The sequence below is a fragment of the Collinsella sp. AF16-8 genome, from assembly GCF_003462695.1.
Classification (GTDB): domain Bacteria; phylum Actinomycetota; class Coriobacteriia; order Coriobacteriales; family Coriobacteriaceae; genus Collinsella.
Map to the genome: position 1 here is coordinate 130,313 of NZ_QRXX01000005.1, position 25,814 is coordinate 156,126.

At 55.4% G+C, this 25,814-nt stretch carries 21 protein-coding genes; 9 read left to right on the forward strand and 12 right to left on the reverse strand.

The window, feature by feature from the left end:
- Positions 1-27: 27 nt before the first annotated feature.
- The 3 genes from DWW73_RS05925 to DWW73_RS05935 form a co-directional block, all read right to left on the reverse strand.
- Positions 28-4,629 (reverse strand): ATP-binding protein, encoded by a 4,602-nt coding sequence (locus DWW73_RS05925; protein ID WP_117779005.1) that lies wholly within the window; start codon positions 4,627-4,629, stop codon positions 28-30.
- Positions 4,616-5,800 (reverse strand): WYL domain-containing protein, encoded by a 1,185-nt coding sequence (locus DWW73_RS05930; protein WP_117779006.1) that lies wholly within the window; start codon positions 5,798-5,800, stop codon positions 4,616-4,618. Before DWW73_RS05930 ends, DWW73_RS05925 begins: the two co-directional genes overlap by 14 nt.
- A gap of 351 nt (positions 5,801-6,151) precedes the next feature.
- Complete coding sequence (locus DWW73_RS05935) at positions 6,152-6,388, reverse strand: ATP-binding protein (RefSeq protein ID WP_199413472.1); 237 nt, start codon at positions 6,386-6,388, stop codon at positions 6,152-6,154.
- Between the two features lie 392 nt (positions 6,389-6,780).
- Between DWW73_RS05935 and DWW73_RS05940 the strand changes: the two genes are divergently transcribed.
- The 5 genes from DWW73_RS05940 (at position 6,781) to DWW73_RS05960 (ending at position 13,525) form a co-directional block, all read left to right on the forward strand.
- Positions 6,781-7,686: a DNA methyltransferase gene (locus DWW73_RS05940; protein WP_233509140.1), complete on the forward strand. Its 906-nt coding sequence runs from the start codon at positions 6,781-6,783 to the stop codon at positions 7,684-7,686.
- Positions 7,683-8,747 (forward strand): DNA cytosine methyltransferase, encoded by a 1,065-nt coding sequence (locus tag DWW73_RS05945; protein WP_117779009.1) that lies wholly within the window; start codon positions 7,683-7,685, stop codon positions 8,745-8,747. The genes DWW73_RS05940 and DWW73_RS05945 overlap by 4 nt, the downstream gene beginning before the upstream one ends.
- 547 nt (positions 8,748-9,294) lie before the next feature.
- The gene (locus tag DWW73_RS10290; protein WP_255413123.1) at positions 9,295-10,725 is read left to right on the forward strand and encodes an AAA family ATPase; all 1,431 of its coding nucleotides are present in this window, start codon (positions 9,295-9,297) and stop codon (positions 10,723-10,725) included.
- Between the two features lie 3 nt (positions 10,726-10,728).
- Entirely contained in the window at positions 10,729-12,198 is a 1,470-nt protein-coding gene (locus DWW73_RS05955) for an LlaJI family restriction endonuclease (protein ID WP_117779011.1), read from the forward strand.
- Positions 12,185-13,525: a Shedu immune nuclease family protein gene (locus DWW73_RS05960; protein WP_117779012.1), complete on the forward strand. Its 1,341-nt coding sequence runs from the start codon at positions 12,185-12,187 to the stop codon at positions 13,523-13,525. Before DWW73_RS05955 ends, DWW73_RS05960 begins: the two co-directional genes overlap by 14 nt.
- Before the next feature lie 5 nt (positions 13,526-13,530).
- Here the strand turns inward: DWW73_RS05960 and DWW73_RS05965 are convergent, their stop codons facing one another.
- The 5 genes from DWW73_RS05965 to DWW73_RS05985 form a co-directional block, all read right to left on the reverse strand.
- Positions 13,531-14,079 (reverse strand): HNH endonuclease, encoded by a 549-nt coding sequence (locus DWW73_RS05965; RefSeq protein WP_233509136.1) that lies wholly within the window; start codon positions 14,077-14,079, stop codon positions 13,531-13,533.
- 304 nt (positions 14,080-14,383) lie between these two features.
- On the reverse strand, positions 14,384-15,211 hold the full coding sequence (locus tag DWW73_RS05970) for a hypothetical protein (RefSeq protein WP_117779014.1): 828 nt from the start codon (positions 15,209-15,211) through the stop codon (positions 14,384-14,386).
- A gap of 74 nt (positions 15,212-15,285) precedes the next feature.
- On the reverse strand, positions 15,286-15,888 hold the full coding sequence (locus DWW73_RS05975; protein ID WP_117779015.1) for a ClpP family protease: 603 nt from the start codon (positions 15,886-15,888) through the stop codon (positions 15,286-15,288).
- Positions 15,889-15,997: 109 nt separating this feature from the next.
- Complete coding sequence (locus DWW73_RS05980; protein WP_117779016.1) at positions 15,998-17,482, reverse strand: VirD4-like conjugal transfer protein, CD1115 family; 1,485 nt, start codon at positions 17,480-17,482, stop codon at positions 15,998-16,000.
- Between the two features lie 38 nt (positions 17,483-17,520).
- Positions 17,521-18,438, reverse strand: a complete 918-nt coding sequence (locus tag DWW73_RS05985) for a hypothetical protein (RefSeq protein WP_117779017.1) — start codon at positions 18,436-18,438, stop codon at positions 17,521-17,523.
- Between the two features lie 287 nt (positions 18,439-18,725).
- Here DWW73_RS05985 and DWW73_RS05990 point away from each other — a divergent pair, with 287 nt between their 5' ends.
- Positions 18,726-20,159, forward strand: coding sequence for a hypothetical protein (locus DWW73_RS05990; RefSeq protein ID WP_117779018.1), 1,434 nt, complete (start codon positions 18,726-18,728; stop codon positions 20,157-20,159).
- Between the two features lie 69 nt (positions 20,160-20,228).
- On the opposite strand, the gene DWW73_RS05995 is transcribed toward DWW73_RS05990, so the two are convergent.
- Together DWW73_RS05995 and DWW73_RS06000 are read right to left on the reverse strand one after the other, a co-directional pair.
- Positions 20,229-21,116, reverse strand: a complete 888-nt coding sequence (locus tag DWW73_RS05995; RefSeq protein ID WP_089573599.1) for a nucleotidyl transferase AbiEii/AbiGii toxin family protein — start codon at positions 21,114-21,116, stop codon at positions 20,229-20,231.
- Between the two features lie 18 nt (positions 21,117-21,134).
- The gene (locus tag DWW73_RS06000; RefSeq protein WP_199408775.1) at positions 21,135-21,809 is read right to left on the reverse strand and encodes a type IV toxin-antitoxin system AbiEi family antitoxin domain-containing protein; all 675 of its coding nucleotides are present in this window, start codon (positions 21,807-21,809) and stop codon (positions 21,135-21,137) included.
- A 504-nt stretch (positions 21,810-22,313) separates the two neighbouring features.
- On the opposite strand from DWW73_RS06000, the gene DWW73_RS06005 reads away from it, so the two are divergent.
- From DWW73_RS06005 to DWW73_RS06015, 3 genes are read left to right on the forward strand one after another with little or no spacing between them, the layout of a single operon-like run.
- A complete protein-coding gene (locus tag DWW73_RS06005) occupies positions 22,314-22,856 on the forward strand; it encodes a DUF4342 domain-containing protein (RefSeq protein ID WP_117583603.1) in 543 nt (180 codons plus the stop codon).
- A gap of 18 nt (positions 22,857-22,874) precedes the next feature.
- Positions 22,875-23,651, forward strand: a complete 777-nt coding sequence (locus DWW73_RS06010; protein ID WP_117779019.1) for a response regulator transcription factor — start codon at positions 22,875-22,877, stop codon at positions 23,649-23,651.
- A complete protein-coding gene (locus tag DWW73_RS06015) occupies positions 23,635-24,930 on the forward strand; it encodes a cell wall metabolism sensor histidine kinase WalK (RefSeq protein WP_117779020.1) in 1,296 nt (431 codons plus the stop codon). The genes DWW73_RS06010 and DWW73_RS06015 overlap by 17 nt, the downstream gene beginning before the upstream one ends.
- A gap of 75 nt (positions 24,931-25,005) precedes the next feature.
- On the opposite strand, the gene DWW73_RS06020 is transcribed toward DWW73_RS06015, so the two are convergent.
- Both DWW73_RS06020 and DWW73_RS06025 read right to left on the reverse strand, forming a co-directional pair.
- Entirely contained in the window at positions 25,006-25,380 is a 375-nt protein-coding gene (locus DWW73_RS06020) for a VOC family protein (protein ID WP_117779021.1), read from the reverse strand.
- 12 nt (positions 25,381-25,392) lie between these two features.
- Positions 25,393-25,680: a PTS sugar transporter subunit IIB gene (locus DWW73_RS06025; protein ID WP_055252380.1), complete on the reverse strand. Its 288-nt coding sequence runs from the start codon at positions 25,678-25,680 to the stop codon at positions 25,393-25,395.
- Positions 25,681-25,814: the final 134 nt, after the last annotated feature.

Genomic DNA, 25,814 nt, shown 5'->3' on the forward strand with positions numbered 1-25,814 from the left:
CTAAAACTCACTTGACTTTGAGATGGCTCATGACTCGCGTTCAATTATGTTGCATATATCCTTTGCCTTCACTTTCGGATACTGCGCATAGAAGTACACTTCACCGTCCCCCTTTTCACCGCGCACAGTGATTGCACCCAGACTCAAACCCTTAGCGGACGGAACTTTGCATTTCTGCACGCTCTCTTCGCCTTCATCGAAAAGTCGCAGGTACCCTTGTTTCATCAGAATGTTATTGGCCTTTGCTGCCCTAATCCTTGAGCCACCTACGCTCAGTATTTTCGAAATCGAGGCATAGCCTTTAGCTTCCGCCTGATCCATTGAGTAACAGACCGGCAAACGTTCGGCCCCCGCAAAAGCCGCTTCGTAAACAACGCCCTCTCGCATGATTTCCACACTCTTATGGCCATGTTCATCAAGCTGAAAAGCAGTGAAAAGACATTGAAGCGCCAGCCAGACCTCGCCCGCGCTAACCATCTCTTCTCGATCGGTATGACAGGCGCTATTACGAAATTTAGTGAATTGACCCAACGTTTCGCCGAGCGTCCTCCACCAGTCCCCCTTTGACGCCTGCGTCAGCTCTGTATTTTCAACTCGAACAGAGGATGCCAGTAGCTCACTCTTTTTTTCAATTAATCCTTTGTATTGACCGAGGTTAAGGCTCTCAAGCTCCTTGAGCGGCTTTCTTGCAACAACATAATCGGGAGCAATGGCCTTTAAGGCCGGCAACAATTTCAAACGCAAGTATCTCTCTGCCGCGCGGCAGAACATTAGCAGGCAAAATGCGCAATCTGAATCGCTATCGGTACCAACACTGCCAATGCCAAATATCTTGCACAGAAGAAGCCCCTGTTCGATATTCTCAAGCACCCTATTTTTGCCATTTTGGTCGCACGCGCAATCAGCAAATGCGCTTTGAAGAGCTTCGCGCGAAGAGAAGCCTATGATTCGACAGTCTTCTGCATCCAGATTAAAGCTTTTAAACGCTTCGCTCACATTGTCCAAATAGGAATCGGTGCTTACATCAGAACACCAATCATCTTCATTGACATGTTCCTCGTCCGCGTCAGTTGCCTCCCGTGGAAGAGATTCTCCTCGCGGCAACATATCTTTCGCCGCATTGAGCTCCTCAATAGCTCCAGTTGTCTGGTACTTTTCCCAATGCTCAACCCATGCCGTGTCGAGAATTCGCTTCATCGTTGCAACGTTCTCATTAATCTTCCACGCTGCATAGTCAGCAATTACGTAAAGGCGATACTTAGCTCGGCTTGCCGCAACATTCACGATATTTGGATTTACAAACCTGATTGCACCTTCACAACTACGACTTGTATCGCACCCCAAGACAAATATCACCTGATGGGCTTCTTTGCCTTGAAACGTATGAACCGTACCAATATTAAACTTTGCGAATGCACTCCAAGCACGCTCTGCTATTCCTTCAGGCGTCTCTTCTAACAGCCTATTCTTAAGCCCGCTGACAACAGTTTTAAACGGAGAAATGATATAGAGGCTCGGAATAGAACACTCTTCATGCTCACCCGACCCGCCGGCTTTTTTCTTAGTCGCAGCCGCCGTTTTCCTAAAAGCCTCCTTGACAATCTCGTACACTCTGTCGCCCTGAGCATCAACATAGTGGTCGCGATTGCCGCGTTCAAATCCTGCAACATTGATCCACTGTGAGGACTTTAGATAAAAGCTGCCAGCGAGATCCTTTTTTGGATTAGCCGTCTCGTTAAGCATGGAGCCCTGATACGAAATTTCATTCGAGATATCGAACATGGGCGATATGCAGCGACGATGAACCACAAGCGGGCAACCAATCCATTGATCACCCTCGCCATTGCTGCGCAGATGGCCATAGGGATTAACGGCATCGGCAAGTCGTTGGACCGAAGCCATGTCTCCCTTAAACGGCAGCAATACTTTTTTACCAAGGGTAGCGCGGAGCTCCTTAACATCCCCAGTAATCACAGGCTCAATCTGAGAAGGGTCGCCGACAATCATTGCACGTCGACTGCGGGCAAGGGCACCCAAAGCGGCATACGGCACCGCCTGTCCAGCCTCATCTATAATCAACAGGCCGAACAGGGGTACAGCCCCACCAATCTGAACATCCTCAAGCATGCGACCAATCGACGCAAATGTGGAAGAAATCACTGGGGTAAGCAAACCGAGTGCCTGAAAAAGCGCAGGGGCCATCTTCCGTCTGTCGGCTTGCGTGAACTCTATCAACTCCTTTTTGCCAGAATCGGCGCCTTTGTCTTTAGCTCCCCAGTATGTTCGTAGAAACGTAATGTTGTTCCGCATGCATTTTGATTCGAGAATGAACTCGCGTGTCACCTGCAGCGCGTACAGAAATAGCAGGTTACGCTCCTTTTTTAGTTCATCGTCATCGGATGGATTATAAAGATGAGCGCTCTTTCGGCTTTCGTTATCCCCCTTTGAGATAGACTCAACAAAACGCTCGTCAATCGTCTCGACAGATTTAGTGCCCTTGACTACGTCCTCTAACCCCTTAATCTTCACCTGCAAAGAGACTAGTTTCTTCTTTTCATTCTCTAATTCTTCGTATTTGTCCTCAAATCCCGTACGCAGCTCAACAAGTTTCTGCTCCGACTTGGTTTGCTGCATAAAGGAATCGAGCTCTTCACGGCAATCGGACACGCGACCCTTATACAAAATGCTCCAGATCCGTCCACTGGCCTTTTCTTCCGCATCGCGCAGCTCTTTTTCGAGCGCTCTCTTTCTCTCCTCATAATCGGCGGTATACTTCGCAATGTCATCAAGATATTTCCGGACATCGCCTGCAGCACCGCCTTCAAAAGGATGAGGCAGGCATACCGTTTCGATTGTCAGCTCTTCAACTATCTTTCGCTCGTCCTTTTGACACTCACGATCCAATTGAGGCAAACGCGATTTAAGGTTCAGAAGCTCGCGTTTCTTAGCGGCTTGTTCCTCCATTCGATCGAATCGATCGGATACCTTTTTGTATTGAACAAGAAACAGTTTCTTCGCCTTAGAAAACCGCTTGCCCTTTCCCAGCCCGCCGCTAAACTGCAGCGAAGAAAGCTCGCAATCTCTGAAATTATTAATATTCCTACGGTTTCCCAGACATGCCGCAATCATAAGCCCAGGATGCGCAGGGTCGCGAAGATTGCCATTATTGTCAACGAGCGCCGAAGAGAAATAGAAATCATCCACCGGTTTCTGCTCGTTTTTCTTTCCCCAAACAATGTTGGACAAATCTGACTCTAGAAACTCCTTTTTCTCAGATTCGTCTATACCCTCCCAGAACGCCTTTCCATCAGGAAGCTCTTTGGCGATATTCTCAACTGCTGCATTGTTTGTCGAGCAGACCAAAATGCTGAGACTATTTATCGCATCTCCGGTCCTGCCCTTTTTGAAGCGATATGGATTCTCAGCATACTTGAGATAATCTTTGCTAAGTTCCACCTCTTCGAAGGCGTCATCGGGCTTGTCATATTCGCACAGCAGACGGGCTTTTTCGACAACGTTAGCCGCAACGATGTCCTTGAGCAGGGTTGTTTTTCCCGTGCCCGGGGGACCGTTAACCGACATAACGTCGTTTGCGGGGTATTTGCGTGTCGAACCGCCACGACCAACCGCAAGATTTACCGCCACTTGTTGCATCAAACTCAAGGAGTATTTACTCGGCCAGCGACCGATAGGTGTAGCGCCGGCTCCCAACACTTCAGAAAAAAAATCTGCACGGGCAGTCAGATCATCATCGTCTTCGCCGCCCAGAAGATCAATCTCTCCACAGGCAGACTCCTCCCTCAAGCCGCCTTCAAGGTAAGCGGCGACTAGAGGCAGCGGCCCCTTATCCAAATCGTCGAATGACCCTGACTTGCACTGCTCATTTATCCGGGAAATATCTTTTGCGAAAAATGAGTGACAGAGCGATTGGTCGAACACTGGGTACGCATCGCCCCCATTGTCCTTTGGCTTCATTGCTCTATATTCAACAAGCAGCCTTGAACACCACTCGCTGATACGTTCAGCCCCGTCACCGTCGGGAAGGCAGCTGGCAATCCCCTCAATCATTGGTCGGACGCAACTATCGACAAGGTCCCTAATGACACCATATGTCAGCTTTGTTCCATTGAGTTTTTCGTTGATTTTATTGCGGATTTCATCCTGCTCTTTCTCAAAGCTAACGATGGCATTTAGGCTATTCCCGACGTTCCTCTTCAACCACCAAAATAAAGAGGACAACTCAAGGCTGACAAATTGACCATCAGGACTCACACCTAATAGTGCGACCGTCATGCACTCATCCTCTTTTTCGATTTCATTCCCCGGTTTTTCTGCAATATAAGTCATGACCGCTTCGCGCGGAACGGAGCCCAGGTGACAATAAATCGTTGAGATCGGCCAGTTTTCGCCGTTTGTGACACTATCCGCACGTTCTCTCGCTTCTTCAAAAGGCGTCCTTAAGTACTGGTCGTCCCGCTCTTCTGGAACAAAGCAGTCATCAAGCATTCCTTTTCTGGGCCTAGGCGGATTTTTCTTATCTTCGGGTTGGTCGCCTTGGCTCAAAAAATCGAGCAAATACCAGTAATCCAACGCATCGCCAATTGCTTGCTTTTTCTCAGCAGGGGTCATTTGAATCAGTCCTCGCACTCACATAGATACATTTATGTCCAATGATGTCCACGACGTCATCGCGCAATTTCTTTGGTTGAAGTATCTCAAACACATCGAGCCACTTCATCGCCCATGTTTTCATGCCGTCATACGATGCCATAAACGAATACTCTGGATTTGGGTGCCCGTCCTGCGTCTCGCACCGAAACCCATCGTTCCCGGCAAATTCGGCTAAAAGATACTTCTCCTTTGCCTGGCTATGGCACCTTACGCGAACCGTAACTATATCGTCACTAAACATCCTGTTCACGCCAGCACGAGAGAACCTTTTCGCCTCTTCGGCCATCGCTTCAAAACGACCTTTTGCATCATCCACTGGTCCAGCAATGGTTATATCCCGCAGGCTATCAACTCGAATTGCGTCAAAAGACCTCGCAGCACCCTTGTGACCCACAAACAGGTAGTAGTAGCCATCGTGCATGCATAGATGATATGGCGTATGGCTATGCAGTCGCCCCTTATCAGAAGTTCGAAAGCGGACTCTCTGCCTTTGGCTAATGGCCTTTTCCAATAACTTCAAATTTGCAAGCGTTGCTTCCATATTTGCAATTCTGCCGCTTTTGAGCAGGGCGTTTTCTTGAGCCAAACGATCTTCAATCTGCTGCCTTTCTTCGCCGCACAGCAGGCGAAGAACTGCATGCTCGAGCGCGTCGGCTCCACCTACACCCGTAGAAGCTTCGATGAGACGGCACAAATGCTCAATTTGCGCACCATCAATTTGACGCTCTATGCTGTACAGGTGCTTCGCATTTTTAGGAGCAGGATCCCCCTCACCATTCGTCAGTCGCTCGCCCTTACATGCCAACCGACTTGCAATCACTGTGTAGAACGGATTCAGGCAACTGTTGTCGAGGTCGATTCTATTCATCTCGGTTAACGGACTGACGCCCGCATTATTGCAGAGCGAAGGCTTTTTTGATCCAGAATCAACAAGTGCGTTCAATACGCCCTGCACTGTGTCACGCTTAACTTCATATCCATAACGAGCTTTAAGCTCCGCCATTATGTCCGAAACGCTCAACCCTTTGCCAAGCCCAGCATCGGTTTCCTCCAATAGGATACGCTCGACATATATCGCCAGCTCCTTTGGATATGCTCGGTGATTTCCTTGGGTTTTCGGTTGAACCATAGCCGCCTCCAATCTGAACAATCAACATTTTATTCAGTCAATATAACCAGGAGATTGAAAGTGCCGCTATTTAACGGTGAACGGCGAAGCCATCCATAAAGGGCTCCGCCGTTCACAAAAAGAGTAACACAACCCGTATACGACGTATTGACTATTAGAGCGCGCTCGTAGCAAATTTGAATCTTGAATCAGACATGGGCGCCCAGCATCGTCTATACGCGCCATAATCGCCGCTGGATAAATCATGACGGTACCAGTATTGTGAGTATTTATGCGTTTCCGTACCGCGAATATTGCGGGACAGTACCGGCGGTATCGTGAATCGGTACCGCCGGTGTCCGTTCAGCACCGTCAGCCGTATATGTCGCGCATGTTGACGTCTCCCATCTCTAGCCAGACAGTGCCGTGCACGATCCTGTCCATGATCGCCCCGGCGTAAATCCCGCCGCCCAACCTGGCGTGCCAGCCCTTCGACCTGTACTGCGCGCAGAAGACGGTCGAGGACGAACCGCAGCGCAGCTCCATGAGCTCGAGCAGCATCGCCCTGAACAGGTCGTCGGGCTTGTTCAGCAGCCACTCGTCGAGCACGAGAAGGCCGTACCCGCCGAACTTCCTGAGCAGCTAGCGCTCATGCTCAATTCCGAAAAACGGATGTGACCAAACCCGTAATCACGACGTTAACAAACACACGGCGGGATGCCCGCCGCCAAGGATGGCAACCACTGACGTGTGCGGCGGAGTACGTGACGGCGGCGCCCCGTGAACATCATGCGCGCGTGGGCGTCGCGCAGCAGTGTTTGCCGGCGCTGGGCGGCAAAAGATGTTGTTTGCGTTAACTTTGCCTGTCCGAGCTCGCATGCAGATTTCCATCGTAGGTCAAGCCTATACATTGGCGCAACCCGGCTTTATAATCGCGCTATTTTCTGCTAATTCGCGTTATTTCTTGTTCGGGGGCAATGATGGAAGAGTCTTGGGTGACTATGAAGGATATAGCCTCCCATGTTGGAGTGACCCCGGAAACGATTCGCAGCTGGATTAAAACCAAGGAGTTTCCCGCCCAGAAGGTCGGCCACCAGTGGAGATTCAAATACAGCGCCGTTGACGCGTGGACGGAGGGACGTTGCTCCGAGACGGATTGTGAAAAACCCGATAATCAGAGCGAACACTTTGAGCCAACCTTGATCAACGGCGACTGTCTGGAAGCCCTTCATGGCCTCGCTAGCGATTCAGTTGACCTTATTCTTACCGACCCTCCCTATAACCTCGGCCTGTTCATGAAGGAGCGCGCAACGAACCTCAAGGCGCTCCGAGATAACTACTTCGGGGCGGCGGGCTGGGACAACCTCGAGTACGAGGAATGGAACGAGTCCATGGACTCGTTCTTTGAGGAAGCCGCCCGTGTCATGAAGCCGGGTGGTTCCATGATCGTATTCATGGCGGTCATCAAGGTCGAGTCGATTATCACGCAGGCCGTAAAGCACGGGTTCTATTACAAGACAACCGGGACATGGCATAAGCAGAACCCCATGCCGAGGAACATGAATCTTCACTTCGTGAATTCCACCGAATCGTGGATCTACTTCACGTATGGAGCGCGAGTCGGCACGTTCAACAACGACGGCAAGGCCGTTCACGACTTCTTCGAGTCCCCGGTCACCCCGAAGCGAGAGCGCGAGTACGGCAAGCACCCGACCCAGAAGCCCGTCGCGCTCATGGACTTCTTCGTTGAGAAGCTTTCCAATCCGGGCGACCTCGTGCTCGACCCCTTCATGGGCAGCGGAAGCTCCGGGGTTTCCGCGGTTCGCGACGGAAGACGTTTTACCGGCATTGAACTAGAGAAGTCCTATTACGACATCGCAACCAAGAGGATCCAGGACGAGCTATGACGAAACCGACAGTAATTGATTTGTTTGCCGGCGTGGGCGGCCTTTCTCTTGGGTTCGAAATGGCCGGTTTCGACGTGAAGATTGCAAATGAGTTCGATCCGTCTATTGCCGAGGCATACACACGCAATCGGCCGGATACCAAAATGGTGGTCGCCGATATTCGTGACCTCGATATTGAGAAGACCTTTTCCGAGTACGCGGGCAAGACGACCATCGTCATCGGCGGCCCTCCCTGCCAAGGATTCTCCCAGAAGGGCCAGAGGAAGAGCATCAACGACCCGAGGAATTTCCTCTTCCTCAAGTACTACGACGTGGTCAAGTTCGTGAAGCCGAAGTACTTCGTCATCGAGAACGTCCCCACCCTCCTGACGACCGAGAACGGCTACTTCAAGAACGAGATAGTGGAGCTGTTCAGCGCCCTGGGCTATGCCGTCAACTGCGGCGTCCTTTGTGCTGCTGATTACGGCGTGCCGCAGGATAGGCACCGTACTTGCATCATCGGTAAACTTGACGCCGACGAGACCGTCGCCCTCCCGGCCCCCTACGGCCGATCCGCGACCATATGGGACGCCATTAGCGACCTCGCCTATTTGGAATCCGGAGAAGGCGAGGAAGTCTCAAAATACCGCAACAAGCCACAATCGGCATACCAACGCATGATGCGCGATGGGTCGACCGAGCTCTACAACCACATCGCGACCGCGCACTCTAAGATCACCCTGGAGCGACTGAGGATGATTCCGCCCGAGCACGGCAAGGAGATGCTCCCCACCGAGCACCTCACCAAGTCCATCTACAGCGGCACTTGGTGCCGGATGAAGAAGGATGGCATCGCGAGGACGATCACTACGCGGTACGACACGCCGTCATCGGGCGAGTTCACGCACCCGTTCCTGAACCGAGCGATAACCACTCGGGAGGCTGCTCGCATCCAATCCTTTCCGGACACGTATCATTTCTATGGGGCCAAGTCGTCACAGATGAAGCAAGTCGGCAACGCTGTCCCACCCCTGCTTGGTAAGGCAATTGCCGAGCAGATCATGCATGACCTCAAATCGTAAGGAGTGGTGAACCGTGCTGCTTCCCAGTAAGCTCGAGTTTCGCGAACCAATTAGCCCTAGGCTGTGGGTATCCAGCTCAGTGGTAAAGGATCCCAAACGAACGCTTGCGTTGCTGATTCTATTGTGGCTGGCAAAAGAGAAGCCTGCGAAAATGACGATCACGCCTGCCAACGAACTGGTTGACGGTGAGTCCAGTTTAAAGCTGCTGCTTAGCTATGCCAATAGTCTCAATGTACCTGTGAAAGAGACTGACCTAGGCCTTAATACTGTGTCACTTTTTCAAGCGCAAATTGAATCCTTGGATGCTGTTTTGTGCCTAGTATGGCGTCTTGCGCGAGTAAGCACGGTTGGTTCTCCTCGTTCGGCCGAGCGTATAAAGAAAGATGGCGAACTGGTCAGAGGTGACCGAGTAATTAGGCTTACGAGCAATATTGATTTGATTGGAATTCTTATCTCCACAAGTCCGATTGAATATATCACGGTGCTGTTTGCATGGCTTCAATCGAAAAAAGAGCTTGATCACGTCGTTGAGAATCGACTAATTCGAATGCTTGGCATTTTCTCTGATCAGGTCGTCTGCAAAACAGATAATGACGTGAATGGCTATTTATATTCTCTTCCATGTGTGTACGACGCCCTGCTTTCCGCAAATGAATTAGAGACGAAAAAAGTCTTAACGTGTACCAACAGCGATCCGAAAGGCCCCGTAAGGGCAGTTAAGAACCTTATTATCGACGGTCTCAATCCCTGGCTCTCGCCCATCTCGACTAATAATGCGAAAAACGTCATCCTTGCCAAGGGCGTGAACAAAGCCGAACTTAATGATTACAAGTCTAGGGCTTTCACGTCATTCAATACAGCAAGAGTGGACTACTCTGATTTGTCGTCTAATGCTGAAACTAAGACCGCTGAGACCAGTGAAGCCAGCGAGGTTAAACTTCCTTATAATCTTATTTATTTTGGAGCCCCCGGCACCGGCAAGTCGCACAGCTTGAACAAACTCGCCGGGGAGCACTTCGATAAGGCGCACACGCGTCGCGTCACGTTCCACCCGGACTACAGCTATGCCTCCTTCGTGGGCTGCTACAAGCCGACGATGCAGTGGCCCGAGCAGAAGCCCGACGAGTCGCTGTCCGAGAACATGAGGAGGCCCTACATCTCCTATGAGTTCGTCCCCGGACCCCTCGTGAAGAGCTACGTCGAGGCGAAGACCCATCCCAATGAGGACTACCTCCTCATCGTTGAGGAGATCAACCGCGCGAACCCCGCCGCAGTGTTCGGCGACGTATTCCAACTGCTCGACCGCAAAGGCGACGGGGTGAGCGAGTACGACGTGGACGTTCCCGTCGATCTCGGAGAGTTCCTCTGGAAGGAGTTCTACGATGCATCCGGGTGCGCGGACGAGGCCCCGGGGCTCTACAGCCACGAGGAGAACGTCGCGCATCGCGTGAACGCGATGCGCCTGCCCTCCAACCTCTACATTTGGACAACTATGAACAGCGCCGACCAGGGCGTGTTCCCGATGGACACCGCCTTCAAGCGCCGCTGGGAGTTTCGCTACATGGGAATCGACGAGGGCGAGGGAAAGTACGCCGGCAAAGTCGTGCGCATCGGCGCGAAGCGCGAGCCCGTGGAGTGGAACGTCCTTCGCCACGCCATCAACGGCCTGCTCAAGGGCAAAGCGCGCGTCAACGAGGACAAGCTCCTGGGCCCGTTCTTCCTCACGGAGTCCGCACTGGATGACGACGAGGCCTTCGACGAGGCGTTCAAGAGCAAGGTGCTGCTCTACCTCTACGAGGACGCCGCGAAGATGAAGCGCCCGAAGGTATTCCGTCACCCCGACTTCACGTACTCCGAGATCTGCGCCGAGTACGACAGCTCTGCCGACGGCGTGTTCGCTCTCGACGAGCCCGTGCCACGCGTCGAGGATGGCGCCCCCTCCGAGGACGAGGGCAACGGCCAGGGCGCGGAGGAGTAGCCCATGGCCTTCGACCCCGTCTACGTACGGGAGCGGGACTCCTACTCGTTCGGCGACCTCACCCGGCTGCTCGGTCTCGACGTCCGCGACGCCCTCGCGTGCGTGAGGGCGCTTGCCGCCCGCGGGGTGCTGACGCTCAGGAGCGACGCCGCCCCCGAGGGGGGCGACGCCGACGAGGAGCTCGCCGCCCTCGGCAAGTACCAGTTCACGTGGGTTGGCCTCGCGCGCTGGCGCGAGACCCTCGTCTGCGCCTACCCGAAATACTTCCCCAGGGGGACGCGCCCCTCGGAGACGGAGCTCGCCCAGGTGTTTCGCGTACTGCGCAAGAGCTCCGGCGGGCTTTCTGGCGTCGGCGCCGCGCTGCCGGACGCCGACGAGGACGGCGGGCCGCTCTCGCTCATGCTGGCGCTGCTCGGCTCCTACGAGGAGAATGGCGTCTACTCCAACTACGTGCGCGTGGTCCGCGACAACGGGTCGGGTGAGATCGCCTGGGGCAGGACCATCGCGCAGAACCAGCCCTTCATGGACGGCGACACGCCGGTCTACTTCGACCTTAAGACGCGCGACACCTCCCGCGACGCGGCCGACCTGGTGACACGCCTCCACCGGTGCGTGCTGACTCGCTGCTCCGAGGACCTGCGTCGCTGGGGCCTGGACGAGCTGCTGGGGCTCGCCCCGGTCGACCTCTCCGGCGAGGAACTGGAGGACCTGGGTGACGCCGAGACGCTGACCTACCGCCTGGAGCAGGAGCGCTCCGTGCAGTTCGTGGCGTGGAAGCAGGACGTCATCGACATGCTGCTGCGCTATCTGAGCCCCTCCGAGGAGTATGAAAGCCCCGAGGAGGAGTTCTGCCTGGGCACTTCATCCTTCTACCACGCGTGGGAGCTGGCATGCAAGAGCGCTTTCGGGGACAGGCTCGCCGACCGCATAGACTCGCTGGGGCTTCCGCTCGCCGAGGACTGGTGCCAGCGCGGCGCGGAGACGCTTCTGGGTATCATCCCTAGGCCGGAGTGGATGGACGCCGGCGGTGCGGGCTGCGGGGACGTGAACACGCTGATTCCCGACGTCATAGGCATCCATGGAGACGGCGCTGGCGGCAGAGCGTTCTGCATCTACGACGCGAAGTACTACACGCCGTCGCTGCGCCCCGGCGCCGCCAAGGACGTGCCGGGCGTCGAGTCCGTAACGAAGCAGGTGCTCTACCAGAGCGCCTACGGGGACTTCATCCGGGACAACGGGTTCTCCTCCGTGGCGAATGTCTTCCTGGTACCGACCCACGAGGCCGAGGCGAGGCTCATGGGTAGGGTGCGGTTCCCAGGCGTCTTCGGGAAGCCTGAGCCGCCCCTCACGGACGGGGTGGAGATGTGGGCGCTGCCCGCGGACTACGTGTTCGACTGCTATCTGGCAGGAAGACTGGCGGACGGGAAGCTGATCCAGAGGATGTGCGAAGGGAGCCTGGATGGGGCGCATTAGTTTCGGGGACACACTTGATTGGGATGGCACGCTCTATCCCAATCCTTCAAGTGCTATTGACGGGGCCATCAACATGGTCTCGACCTCTCGATACACGGCAAAATCCGACCCCGTTGAGTTGACAGAAACAACGGACAGGATGAGATACCGGTTCCTCGCGACCAACGTAGACAATCCGAAGAATCCTTCTCATTGTGTTGAGGGCAAATTCGTCTACGAACGAAAGAGGAAAGGAGATGCTTCTTTCCCCTCAGACTCGGCCGAAACCGAACTGGGCCCTGCTTCGAGGGGCATGCTGCAAAGAAAAGGGTTCAATGGTGATTGGCTCGAACTCACTTTAGACACCGGAGAGACCCGTCGCCTGTACGAGGCACTTGATGCTCGCTACCGAATCCATCAGGAGGGTGGAGGAGTTCAAGGCGGCAGCACAACGTATGTCCCCCTTGACCGCTCCGTAAGCTCACTCCTTAAGATGATGCGCGAAAATCCCTCGGAAACCAGGCTACTTACAGATGGCAATAATTTCGAACTCGTCAAAGAGATGATCCGGCTCATGACCCAGGGGACGACTCGCGAGCAATTGGGTGAGATATTCTCCGAGTTGGAGAAGGGACATCTCGATGACTTCACGGTCAGTCTGAGTCTCGCCCAGCTCGAAAAGGTCGAAAAGGAGATTGCTGAGAACCTCGGTAACGGCAACGAGGAGTACTGGCAGAGAATATTCACCGACCACCAATGGATACTGTCGCAGGTATTCTCCGCCCCATGCACACTTCTCCAAGGCAAGGCGTATGTCGGAGGCAAGGCGATTGATAATTCCGGTGGCAATATCTGCGATTTCCTCTACCAGAATGAGCTAACCAGCAATGTCACGCTCATCGAGATCAAGACTCCTCTTACAAGCCTGCTCGGCACAATATACAGGGGGAAAGAGCCCGAGAACGCCGTTTATTCCTTGACCTCACACATGAGCGGATCAGTAAACCAAGTGCTTAACTACCGGGACACGCTCACGAAGGAGTACTACATGGTCAACGGGCGCTCGTCTTCTCACTTTGAGGCCCTTTCCCCAAAGTGCGTTGTAGTCATAGGGAAGATCTCTGAACTCGACACCGCGAGCAAAAAAGCTACCTTTGAGCATTATCGGAATAACCTCAGCGATGTGACTGTGGTTACTTTTGATGAGTTGCTCCAGCGAATCCAGGACCTCATTGCCGTACTCCGAACAGGCAACGAAGCGACCTCCCCGACCTCGGGAATCCGGGAACCCGACATAGTCATTCCCTTCCAGCAAGCCAATCCGAATCCTCGTTTGGTCGGGAGATAGTCCAATTACCCCTTAAACACCATGTCGTTGTGGTATTCAATAAACTCAGCTCGTGGAGCGAATCGCTTCGGAAGCGCAATTGGCTCTCCGTTGTAGCGCCACAAATACTCGTCCTCGGGCGTTTCGTGCTCGACCACACTGGACACCATTATCTTTAGGTCCTTCGTAATTGTGATTAGTCCCCGATCGAACGCCTTATCGTGTAATGCGTTTAAAAGCAAGTCGTTGTCGGGCGCAAGGCGCTCCGTTTTAGGACCAGAGACTTTCCAGGGCTTGATATGGGTGGCGACCAGCAGTGTCTTGTTCGATAGCCCCGTCAAGCAACACCTTGAATTGTAATTGGCAAGCAAGGTATTTCGAAAGAACTCCTGGTTCATCCGCATCGAAACGATTGCCTCGCGCTCTTTACCCTCTGGCAAATCAATGCCGATCGTCTCTTTCAACTCATCGCTTAGCGGTTCTTCAAAATCGAAACAGTTGAGGAAAACGTCGGTCGCCTCCTCAACAAGCTCATCACCAGCAGAGGAATACTCAGCCCAAACCATCTTGTCCATTTTGCTCGCCTGGGTCATTCCAACCTTGCCGCGAGCACGTCGACGCTCATCGGATGATGCAAGGTTCCAGATTATTAGAGCAACCGCGCCCGGCGTTCCGCCAATGGCCTTGGCTAACGCCTGGACATCCTCGCTTGTATCATCGACCTTTTTTAATGGTAGGGCGAGGTATAAGAACAGAGCCGCAAGGGTTTCTTCCCTCGACTATTTATCTCCACGACTAGCCATGATTGCTCCTCGCCCGCGCACCGCTCACTTAGCTGCTCCAAGATAATCCCGCGGGGACCGCACTTGCCGCCTTTTCTCATTCGTCGGTGAACGGTTGAAACAACGGCGCTTCCACGCGCTTCTCATACCCGCGCTCAAGCTTCTTCCCAAGCTCCGCGGCACAGCGCTTCGTCTCCTCGGCAAACAGGTCATCGATAGCTCTATCAATCCGAACGCAGGTCTCGAAATGTTCGTCCTTCCAGGGCAGATCAAGGCCCAGGCTCGTATCCCAATAGCCGCCGAGCCTTGCGTTGATTACTTCCTCGGGATACAGCACGTCTTGGCGAACACCTTCGATCACCTCATCCTCGTCCATGTCACAGGCTGCATCGTCCTTCTTGAGACACTTGCGCAGCTCCTTTTGCTCGCGGAAGCGATGCAGCGCGCTGGCGCACGCCACAGCCAAAAAGCGATAACGTTCGCATAGGTCCCATTCGCCGCCGAGCCATACGCGATAGCCCAGAACGACGCTTGCAGGCTCCTCGTTCAGTAGGAACAGCTCCCACGGGTACACCTCAGCACACGCGTCCTCCCCTGACTTTTGCGCGCCACTGCGCGTAAAGGCGCACGGCTCTACATCGTAATAGCCAAAGCCGTGGCCCGCATCGCGACGATTGATGACATGCTTGGGCAACAGGACGATCTTGTCGCTGGGCTCGGGGTCGATCTTGCGCAGCTTTTTGACCTTGCGGCGGACACGCTTTAGGTTGCGCTCGCTATCGACACGGCCACGGTCGTCCGGCTTGCCGCCGTATCGCAGGGCAACCTCGCGTGCCAGGATCTTTGTGTCCGCAGCGCACAGCAGGTCGCTCACGGTGGGCAGATCTTCCCACTCAATACCGTCGACATCCCAAATCCTGCTCATGTTCAACCTCTTTCTGGCTGTTCAACTACGTGCTCATTCGCCCTGTTTAACGTGCTTGTAAGGCATGCACCCCACTAGAGCGCTTTCTTGCTGGGCGCAATCACCTCGTCCACCAGGCCCAGCTCTAGGGCGCGCTTGGCATTGCACCAGCAATCGCGCTCGGTGAGCTCGTGGAACTCCTGGGCGCTCAGGTTGCCATGCTCGGCCAGCAGCTCGTCCAGCTCGGCGCGCATGGCCGCTGTATGCTGGGCCACAATCTCGATATCGGTCTGCTGCGCCATGCCTGTGCCGCCCATCAGTTGGTGGATGAGCACCTGCGTGTGGCGGTACACCTGGCGGTGGTCGCCGCAGGCCAGGATCACCGCGGCCATCGAGGCCACGACGCCCTCACCCACCGTGATCACGGGGCAGTCGAGCGACTGCATGGTGTCGATGAGCGCCAGCCCCGCCGTAACGCTGCCGCCTGGGCTGTTGATGATGAGGGTGATGGGCTCGGTCGCACTTTGATGTTCCAGCATCAACATGGACTTAATAAGGCCGTTGCAGGTCACATCGTTGACCTCGCCCTCCAGCAGCAGCACACGACTGTTGAGCAATTCGCTTGCCATATCGACAGCGGCAACACGGCCGTCCTTGGACTTCTTTATGATGCTGGGCTCACGATACATAACGGACATGGTTAATTCCTCTCTAGATGGAATCGATAAGGGAAACTGGCCGCACGGCACATGGCAAACAGAGGCCGTGCAGCCAAAATACAGGTCAGAATGCGCGAGGCTGCAAGGGTTAATCCCTCAGCCACTTGGCCGCGTTGGGATGGTCGCCGCAGAAGTACTTCTTGGCGCGGAAGGGACGCATGCCGGTCACCTTGACCAGGCAATCGGTGCGAGGCATAAGCCCAACCTCGCCTGGGGTCATCACGCAACCGCGTACATCTACGGCAGTGCGCTCGGCGCCCACGTACTTGGTGCCCAAAACCGACTCGCCACACAGTTCGCTTATGTAGTTCTGCGTCGCGATGTTGCTGCCGCCACCCATATAGACCAAGCTATCGCAGTTATCGAGGATGGTAAGCGCCGTGGATTTGCCGTACACGGCATCGAGCTGGCTCAGCGATTGCGCACACATTAAAAAGCTAATGCCACGACTGCGCACGGTCGCAATGCTGCGCTCAAAATCGGGGATGCGTCCCACATTGGGAAACTCATCGAGCACAAACTGCACGCGACGCTGCAAATGGCCGCTGGGGCTGGCATCGGCACGGCGCTGGGCCAGGTTAAACAGCTGCTTAAGGGCAACGTTCGCAAGCCATGCATTGGTCGAGTCGTTGTCGCTCACCTTAAGATCGATTACGCGCTTGCCCTCGTCGATACGGTCGAGGCGCATCTCGTCTTTCTCAAAGACGCGCATGAGCTGGGGAGTCTTAAGCCGCGAGATGGTCGCGTTGAGCGTGATCAGAATGCTCTTAAGCGTCCTATCGGCTGCCCCGCGAAAATCACGATACTGCTCAACGCCATACAGATCAGCGTTCTCCGCACCAAACTTATCGAGAAACTCCCTGGACTCCACCTCTTCTACAAGGTAGTCCAACGGGAATCGCCCCTCACCATCTCCCGTAACCTTGATGAGCGCAGCCAGTTTAAAGACGTTGTTCATCTTAAGGTAGCGGCGCGGAGTTTTGGGGTCCTCGCCCGTCGCAAGGGTGCCGGCAAGACACTCTAGGAGATACAGGATTCCAACAATTGCTCGAAGCAGCAGATCGTTTGCATTATCCCAGAACGGATCATACCTACGGCTACGACCGTCAGGATCGACCCCCTCCATGATTGCCGCCACTGTGGTGGGGATGTCCTCGACATCCATCACGTAACGCAGAGGGTCGTATCCGGCCGACTGCTCGGGATTAACAGTATCGAGAACCGTTACCTCGTAGCCGTCCTCTTCAAAGCCTTTCCCAGTACGGCGCAGCAGCTCACCCTTGGTGTCTGTGACCACATAACAGCATTCGTGGTGATTGAGCAGGTTGGGCAAAATGAAACTCGCCGTTTTGCCGCTGCCGGTACCTCCAAAGGCAAAGACATTGTTGGACACACTCGTCTCCCAATGCTTGTCGTCCTCGTAGAACGCCACCGTGGCACCCTTAGCCAGGATCACATCGCGCTGCTCATCGCCAGACGACAGCGCCTGCATCTCCTCCTTAGTCGCCCACTTCTTGGTTTGATACTCCGTTTGCTGCGCGGCCTCGTAGCCGTACATCTTGATGACTGACATGTCACGGCCCCTTTCTTGTCGATAGTTCTGTTTAGTTGCTAGGAAATACGGTCGACGCTTACACCCTCCTTGGGGCTCGTCGTACACGGCAACTTGACCGCGCCGTCAATCAGACGCTCGGTTTGCGCCACATAGCTCTCGCGCGCCGCAATTGAGACTGATCCGTCGCGCAGATACGCAAGCAATGCATTAATCATCAGCTTGTCGAGCAGGTCGTATCCCTTGGCCTGAGCGCAGTTGAGGAGATAGCGGTCCTGGAGCCCCCGTACCTTAGTTGCCAAATCGATTTCCATCTTTTCCTCCATGTAATAAAAGTTCTGCCGATTGTCCGAAAGTGCCTCATACGGGTATTTGACGCATAGCTCAAAGTTGAAACGCGGACTCGTATCGAACACGCGTTGCTGAATCACGCGGTAACGTTCGAAAAACATGACGACATCGTCTTCGTCCGCCGTAAAGCCACGCGATCCGTCGCGATGCACGTGGTCGTAGGGCCTTTTGTGGTCGGTATGACGCACAAAGCGAGACGGAATATATCCACCTTTTTCGGACGAGTACTTCATACCTGTCGAAACCTGCTCAAACATGAGCACGCCGCTCGATTTAAAGCGCGGATTGCTTCCGTGCCGAAACAGGCTAATTAAGATGGCCATGCAGCGCATGCAGCTATCGCGCTGGGGAAAGTACAGCGACAGCAAAGCGAGCGCCGCCGCGGCCAAAAGCTCGCGAGCCTCGTGCACATCGTCTCGATACTGCTCGGGCACCAGCCCGGGAATATCGGGCGAGTGCTTTTCCAGCACGCCAACAAGTGCCTTAGCGAGGCGCTCAACGTTCTCTTCACCGCAGTACGGATACGGAAACGGCTTCTCTGCCTTCTCGTTCTTTGCGCACATACTACGGAGATCCTCGTCGAGTGTGTTGAGGAATGCCTCGTAGATGCTGTCTTCGCTCTTCATGAATGCTTCTTCCTATCCGGTTGCAGATGTTTGTCGGTAAGTTTGTTCTAAGTTTTAGAATGATTTGACGTGTGGGCCAGAAACGTCGCCTAGCCTGTGGTTTCGTAAGTAAAATTACTCTGCTCGATAGCGCGATTTGCCTAAAGGCTGTCTAGCTGTGGCATCAAACAGTTGGTATTGAATTGGTTTGGATTGCTTCGAGGATAGCACAGTGTGCTGTTCTCGTCATTAGAAATTTTCGAAATATTCTGTTAACATATATCCCACTAAGAAGAAAGGGCATACGTATGTACGAATCCGCGTTCTCTTTGCCACGCCTCACCGCTGCCATCATTTCGCGCGCACTCAATCTGGAACAAGGCAGTCGCTTGCGCGTCGTTCGACTACCCGATTCGCTCGATGCCGACCTGCTCAATACGTGCCTCTTCATGAATAAAAGCGTCTTTCCCAGCATTTGCGAACTTGAACCAGGAGAGCGGGACGACGTCGACGGCCCCGCTCCGGTGCTTATCGACGCTACGGGCTATCACCGCAATACTCACGACAAAGAAATTCGCTTATGCGAGGCCCTTATCAACGATCTGGAGCCGGGCTATTTAGGCTTTTGCGATTGGGACCCCTTTGTTTGGTGCCTCTATGCGCTCGCGCTTTCCGGTCGAAGCAGGGCAGCGGTATTACTGCCAGCAAGTCTAATAGATAAAGCCGAGCAGGCGCGCACGGTTCTCATGCGCGAAGGACTCATCGAGCGTGTCGTCTATTTCCCGCACAGCGAACCCAGCAGTTACAAGATGTGCGAGCTCATCGTCTTGTCAACGGAGAACCGCAGCGTCACATTCCACAACCTGTCCAGCTTCACTCGCTACATGTTGCCAACCCCCGCGAACGAAGAATCCTGCCCGCCCCTAGCTATTGCACCGGATTGGTCCCGCGTTAGCCTCGCTCAACATCAGACCTCTCCCATAGAGACAATCGTTCTCGAGACGCGTGAGCTACTCCAGCACCATGCCCCACTCTCGTGGGGCAAAATCAGCCTTATCAGCCTTACCCGAAACTACAGCGCCACGCTTGGTGACGCTTTTACGCGAGTGGCACCATTCATGCCCCGCGAGAGCACCACATCGAACGACGTTGATGCGATCGAGGTTCGCCGCATCTCATCTCAGGATTTTCAAGACGGCAACCTTCTGCCCGCAGACGCTGTAGAAAGCGCAAACGGCTCGGATTCCAAAATCGTAAAGGTGGACCCCAGCGTTCTCGATCGCTATGAGCTCCGCGCTGGAGATATCGTCATGCCGCGCATGCTGGGTCGCTACGGCGCGTCCAACCTGCTTGTCGTCAGCGCCAATGACGCAAAGCAGCATCTGGTTGCTTCGCATAACACCACCGTCATTCGCCCGTCATTCCAAACGATGACCGAAGATGAGCGCGTAGTGTTTTCGGAGATAATTGTTGGATACCTTACCGAAGGCCACGGGGCGCAGCTGATTCAAGCATTAACTGAAGCAGCCAGCATCCGCGCCATCCGTCCTAGCGACCTGTTTGAGATCGAAGTCCCGCCGGCGCTCGACCCGCGCACACGCGAGTATAGCGAATCCATCAACCGCTTTGCCGAGGTCGTAAGGACAAAGAAACAAGCCGAGGCCACTGTCGCCCAAGCCCAGCGCGACCTCGAAGGCGCAAAAAAGGCCGTCACCCAGGTGGTCGACCAGACCTGCGAATAGCGCATAGGCAGTAGAAACGTCTTAAGCCGGCGACAGGAACTAATTCTGCCGCCGGCTTAACTATCTAGCCTATTCCCATCCCGTGGTCTGAGGATTCCATTTGCACACATTCGCCGAATGATTAAAGCACGGTGTATACAACCGATTGACGACCTCTTCTGCCCCAGCAATGTTCCCCGCGAGATCAAGTACCCCCGCCTGCCTCGCCATCTTTACGTACTGTGCAGAACCATTTTGTTTCCACCAGAGAGGCGCCACGAACTCTTCCGGCATTGCCACTTTGCGGGCAGACGCTTCTTTCTCGACCCTCTCGACAAGCGTAGCCCCATCGACGAAGCAAGTTTTCGCGTACACCAAGATGTCGACTATATCCTTGATTCGCGATGAAGCACGGCCCTCATGCATCTCTATCATTGCGAGCAATTTATCTGCAAGGGCACTCTCCACTCGGCATACTCGATAGTCGCAGACTGGGAGCCCCTCGATATTCAGACGATCGATCGGCGCAAGAACCTCAGGCTCAAGTCCCCGCACTTCATCAATTACCAAGTCAATTGAAATTGGCTGTAGCTTCTTGGTTCCCATAAAGGGGGTGAACCACACCTTCGCACCGCACCGATACTCATCTTCTTCTTTGATTTGCTCTGCACGATCAAAGACGAACGAAACGAAATCCTCCAGATCAATCGAAGCAGCCTGCACCAGATCGACAATAGCCTCTTCGAGACTCTCCTCTTGAGCAACCAAGTCAATATCTCTTGTGACACGTGCATCGAGTGTTCGCGCCAGGACGCTTTGACCGCCCTTGAGCACAAAGCTGCCGTCATCTTCTGAAAAAACGCGACATAGGAAGCGATGAAAGTAGAAACCGACGATTGCCCGATTAGTATCCATTGGTGATTCTCTTGCGGCATTCCTAACAGCCATCTCCAATGCGGCAGGCGTTTTGTACTTCACCATGTCCTCCGTTTCGCATTACCCGTTCAGTACCATCAGCAAAGGCGCCATCAGCTCGCGTCGTTTGGCGGTTTTAGAGTTCTCCTCTACAAGATCCTTCAGCCGTTGTATATCGAGTCCACGTCCAAGCGCGTCGTGATAGGCATCGATAATTAATGAGGGATCCTCGCAATCGAGGCAAAGATCGACAAGCGTGCGCTCGGGTTTAGTTACCGGCAGGCCGTCGAGCCAAACGATGTCCCGCTCAGCAATCTCGCGCTTTACAAAAGAAAGGGATTCGTTTCTTGTATTGATACGCATGGGCGCGGTCATCCTGTAGGGGGACAGATAGAAATCGCCCATTTGCTGCAGGTTCGCCGCTGTCGTACCGCTCACGGCGATGCCATCCCACTGACGTTTTCTCTCCCACGCGCAAAGGGAGGGATTGGTGAGCTTCCAAAAGGCGTTGAGTTCGTCGGTGTCTCGGCGCTGCGTTCCAGACATCCGGTAGGCGCCGTGGCATATCCGTTCAAGACGCCCTGCGCGGCATGAGTGCGCCAGCGCATCTCGAGAGATGTCCATGCGAGCCGCCTGGGCTGTGGTGAACACGCCCTCGCTCTCGGAAAGCTCGCTTATCGCCGCTATGTTGCTAAAGTACTTCATGCTGCAATTGTAGGATATTTTCATACTTTTGCAACGTGATTTTTGATCCATTAGATCCGTTTGCCTTGTTTACCCCATTTCTGACGCCGTTTTGCACCGGCACCCCATCCCCCGCTATTGAGGTCTAATACTTTTCCGCGAAGTGAACGGCTGTTTTTGGACCCCTGAAACATCCGCATTTTTCGGCGGCAAAATCGTGGGATTTCAGCATTGAAACCGCAGGAAGCGGCACCTCTAAAGTGTCGATGCTTCGGGGGTCCGTTTTCACTCATTCACTTCTCGGAAAAGTATTAGACCTCGCTATCAGCTATCCCAAAGATCAGACCGCCCCTCCTTCACGCCACGCAAAACCTGCCTTTTCTGCCCCTGCCCGCCTCCGCACCACCCAAAAACTCATCCAACATTAATCTTGGCTCAAGAATCGCTTAATCTATAACCTGCACTATAGAGTTCGACCAAGAGCGGGGCGGCGCCGCGCAACGCAGGCCGCCGAACGCAACGCTCGCGCCCGGGCAGATCGCCCGGCGTCGCGCCCATCGAACGAAAGGACAGGTCATGGACGACCTCGAAAAAGTTGAAACTATCCGCACCAAGTGCAACGTGAGCTACACCGATGCCAAGGCCGCGCTCGACGCTGCCGACGGCAACGTTTTGGATGCCATCATTTGGCTCGAGTCGCAGGGCAAGACCCAGACCACGTCGGCGCATGCCGCCACCGAGTCCGCGCCAGTCGATGAGCCCTCTGCCGAGATGGTCGCCGCGCAGGTCGCTTACGAAAAGTCGAGCGAAAAGACCGATTTCTCCAAGAAGATGGACAGCGTGTGGGAGTACCTCAAAAAGCTCTTCCGCCTGAGTCTGGACACCAAGTTTATCGCCACGCGCCGCGATGCGATCATCCTCAACATCCCCATCCTGATCCCCATCGTCGCGCTGTTTGCCTGGGGCGCCACGATATGGCTGATGCTGATTGGCCTGTTCTTTGGCATGCGCTACCGCATCGACAGCGACGGCGACGTGCCCGGCAGCATCAACAACCTTATGGATAGCGCTGCCAACGCCGCGGACGACATCAAGCAAAATCTCAACGACGACAAGTAATCGCAGACGGGGGCACGCATGGCACGGATCTTGATCGTAGAGGACGAGGAGAAAATCGCCCGCTTTGTGACGCTCGAGCTGGAGCACGAGGGCTACCAGGTGGAACACGCCGCCGATGGCCGCACCGCCGTTGACCTGGCGCTGGAGCGCGACTACGATCTGATTCTGCTCGACGTACTGTTGCCGCAGCTCAACGGCATGGAGGTCTTGCGACGTGTCCGCAAGCACAAGGATGTGCCGGTGATTATGGTCACCGCGCGCGATGCCGTGATGGACAAGGTGGCAGGGCTTGACGCCGGTGCTGACGATTACCTGACCAAGCCATTTGCGATTGAGGAGCTGTTCGCACGGATCCGCGTGGCACTGAAGCGCTCGGAGGCCGTGCGGGCGGCTTCGGGCGTTGGCGGCGTTGGGGCCGGGGAGGGCGCTACGGGTGCCGATACCGCCGCGACGTCCCCGGCTAGCGACTCGGCCAAGACCTCTGCCGTGCCCTCCCCCGCCGTGCTCACCGTGGGCTCGGTTGTGCTCGACCCCGACCGCCGCGAAGTCACGGTCGGCGGCTCGCTCATCGCGCTCACGGCTCGCGAGTTCGACGTCCTCGCCCTGCTTATGGCGCACGCCGGCACCGTGCTCACGCGCGAGCGCATCGCGCACGAGGCGCTGGGCTACGACTACGTGGGCGACACTAACAACGTCGACGTGCACATCGCGCACCTGCGCGCCAAGATTGAAGACGCCGGCGGCGCCCGCATCATCCAGACCGTGCGCGGGGTGGGTTATGTCTGCCGTACGTAACGCCGAGGCCAAGCGCGTCACCTCCATCGCCCGCGCCATCAACTGGAGCTATATGTGGCGCCGTCTGATGAGCTATGTCTGGCTCGATCTGTTGCTGATGGTGATTGCGGCGGCGATCCTCGTCTATGGATACAACCAGACGCTGCCCGACGGCGCGTTTACCGCAGGATGGATCCCCGGCGCCACCGTTCACGACATGTCGCTGACGCCCGCGCGCGGCTGGGACCCGACCACACTCACCTATACCGTCGAGCTTGCGCGTACCACCAAGACCTTCCCCCTCGCGCAGGACCTCGTCGCACTGTGGCCCCTCTATATCGTTGTTGCAGGTTGGCAGGTCATCGGCGTGCTCAACATGCTCGGCGGTGCCCGCCGTGTGCGCCGCACCATGGCGCCGCTCAACGATCTGGCCCTGCGCGTGGACGAACTCGGCCGCATGCAGCTCTCCGGCGGCAAGATGGAAACGCTGGAGCAGGCCATCGAGCGCGCAAGCGTCGACTCGCCGAGCGTCACCACCGGCGACGCCGACCTGGCAAGCATCGAGGTCGCGCTCAACCGCCTGCTGCGCCAGATGCAAGAGGCAAAGCTGCAGCAGATGCGCTTTGTCAACGATGCGAGTCACGAGCTGCGCACGCCCATCGCGGTGATTCAGGGTTACGTGAACATGCTCGACCGCTGGGGCAAAGACGACCCGGACGTGCTGGCAGAATCCATCACCTCGCTCAAAGCCGAAAGCGAGCATATGCAGGAGCTCGTGGAGCAGCTGCTGTTTTTGGCACGCGGCGATGCCGGTCGCACCGTGCTGCGGCGCGCGAATACCAACCTGGCTGCACTGGTCGGCGAGGTTTGCGAAGAATCACAGATGATCGATGCCGGGCACACATATCGGCTGGCGTATGATGCCGCACTTACCGGCGACCCGCGCTGCAACGCATCGGTTGACGTGGCACTCGTGAAGCAGGCGCTGCGCGTGATCGTGCAAAACGCCGCCAAGTATTCGGACGCAGGCACGACCGTCACGTTTGCCATAACACCCGATGCGGGCACGGGCGCGATTGACATAAGCGTTGAGGACGAGGGCATCGGCATGAACCAGGAATCCGCAGCTCACGCGTTTGAGCGGTTCTACCGTGCCGACAACGCACGCGATGCCGGCGCACAGGGCTCGGGCCTGGGGCTCGCTATCGCCAAGTGGATCGTCGACAGCCACGGCGGTGTCATTGGCGTGACCTCAGTCGAGGGCGTCGGCAGCCGCTTTACGATTCGCCTACCACGGTAGGAAGCCCCTCGGCATAAATAAAGGGATAAGGCCATGCGGCCCTATCCCTTTTTGCTAGCTATAGCAGCTCATGCGTTACTCGCGGCACAGGTGCACGGCGAAACCGGCAAACTCGCGCTTAAAGTACACGAGCTTGGTGCCGCCGTCGGGCAGCAGCACGCGCGACTCCTCGTTGACCTCGAGCCCGCGCTCGGCAAACCACTTCTCGGCCGCATCGATGTCGTTGACGGCAAAGCCAATGTGGCCCTTGGTGCCACGACCGTTCTGCTTCATGACCTCGATCAGCGAATCGTTAAAGTACGAAACCGGGGTCTCGATAACGGGTAGGCCCATCATCGTCGAGAACAGCTCCGCGATCTCCAGGGCATCGGCCGGGTCGGTGGCGTTAATGCCCACGTGGGCGACGCGCATGCCAAAGAGCTCTACCGGGTTGGCGTTCTGCTCATTCATTACAGGCAGCGCCTACTGAGCCATAACGTCGAGAACGGCCTTCTCGGCAGCGACGCGGTTCATGCCGGTCATGAAGGGCACGCCGCTCACGTACGGGCAGGTGAGGCCCTCGGGGGCAACGGTGGTGGCGATCAGCAGGTCGGCGCCCTCGTCGCAAGCGTCCTTGGCCTCAGAGATGGCGCACTGCACGATCTCATACTTGCCGGCATAACCGTTGGCGTCGAGCATGGTAGCGACCTTCTGGGCAACAAGCGTGGAAGTAGCAGCGCCAGCACCGCAAGCCAAAACGATCTTCTTCATAGGTAATGTCTCCCTTCATGGTTTACTTTAGGTAAGTGTACCGCAGCGAGCGATGGCACTCAGCCTCGATGAGCTTTTATGCCAGTTTGCTTGCGCGCTGCGTATAATACATCTAGTACGTGTTGTCATACCGC

Excerpts from the sequence above, each read along its gene's own strand:
- DWW73_RS05940 (WP_233509140.1), top strand. The coding sequence starts at position 6,781 with ATGAAGGATATAGCCTCCCATGTTGGAGTGACCCCGGAAACGATTCGC.
- DWW73_RS05945 (WP_117779009.1), top strand. The coding sequence starts at position 7,683 with ATGACGAAACCGACAGTAATTGATTTGTTTGCCGGCGTGGGCGGCCTT.
- DWW73_RS05990 (WP_117779018.1), top strand. The coding sequence starts at position 18,726 with ATGTACGAATCCGCGTTCTCTTTGCCACGCCTCACCGCTGCCATCATT.
- DWW73_RS06015 (WP_117779020.1), top strand. The coding sequence starts at position 23,635 with ATGTCTGCCGTACGTAACGCCGAGGCCAAGCGCGTCACCTCCATCGCC.
- DWW73_RS05980 (WP_117779016.1), bottom strand. The coding sequence starts at position 17,482 with ATGTCAGTCATCAAGATGTACGGCTACGAGGCCGCGCAGCAAACGGAG.
- DWW73_RS06000 (WP_199408775.1), bottom strand. The coding sequence starts at position 21,809 with ATGGATCAAAAATCACGTTGCAAAAGTATGAAAATATCCTACAATTGC.
- DWW73_RS06005 (WP_117583603.1), top strand. The coding sequence starts at position 22,314 with ATGGACGACCTCGAAAAAGTTGAAACTATCCGCACCAAGTGCAACGTG.
- DWW73_RS05930 (WP_117779006.1), bottom strand. The coding sequence starts at position 5,800 with ATGGTTCAACCGAAAACCCAAGGAAATCACCGAGCATATCCAAAGGAG.
- DWW73_RS05955 (WP_117779011.1), top strand. The coding sequence starts at position 10,729 with ATGGCCTTCGACCCCGTCTACGTACGGGAGCGGGACTCCTACTCGTTC.
- DWW73_RS05925 (WP_117779005.1), bottom strand. The coding sequence starts at position 4,629 with ATGACCCCTGCTGAGAAAAAGCAAGCAATTGGCGATGCGTTGGATTAC.
- DWW73_RS05975 (WP_117779015.1), bottom strand. The coding sequence starts at position 15,888 with ATGTCCGTTATGTATCGTGAGCCCAGCATCATAAAGAAGTCCAAGGAC.
- DWW73_RS06025 (WP_055252380.1), bottom strand. The coding sequence starts at position 25,680 with ATGAAGAAGATCGTTTTGGCTTGCGGTGCTGGCGCTGCTACTTCCACG.
- DWW73_RS05985 (WP_117779017.1), bottom strand. The coding sequence starts at position 18,438 with ATGAAGAGCGAAGACAGCATCTACGAGGCATTCCTCAACACACTCGAC.
- DWW73_RS10290 (WP_255413123.1), top strand. The coding sequence starts at position 9,295 with ATGCTTGGCATTTTCTCTGATCAGGTCGTCTGCAAAACAGATAATGAC.
- DWW73_RS06020 (WP_117779021.1), bottom strand. The coding sequence starts at position 25,380 with ATGAATGAGCAGAACGCCAACCCGGTAGAGCTCTTTGGCATGCGCGTC.
- DWW73_RS05960 (WP_117779012.1), top strand. The coding sequence starts at position 12,185 with ATGGGGCGCATTAGTTTCGGGGACACACTTGATTGGGATGGCACGCTC.
- DWW73_RS05965 (WP_233509136.1), bottom strand. The coding sequence starts at position 14,079 with ATGGACAAGATGGTTTGGGCTGAGTATTCCTCTGCTGGTGATGAGCTT.
- DWW73_RS06010 (WP_117779019.1), top strand. The coding sequence starts at position 22,875 with ATGGCACGGATCTTGATCGTAGAGGACGAGGAGAAAATCGCCCGCTTT.
- DWW73_RS05970 (WP_117779014.1), bottom strand. The coding sequence starts at position 15,211 with ATGAGCAGGATTTGGGATGTCGACGGTATTGAGTGGGAAGATCTGCCC.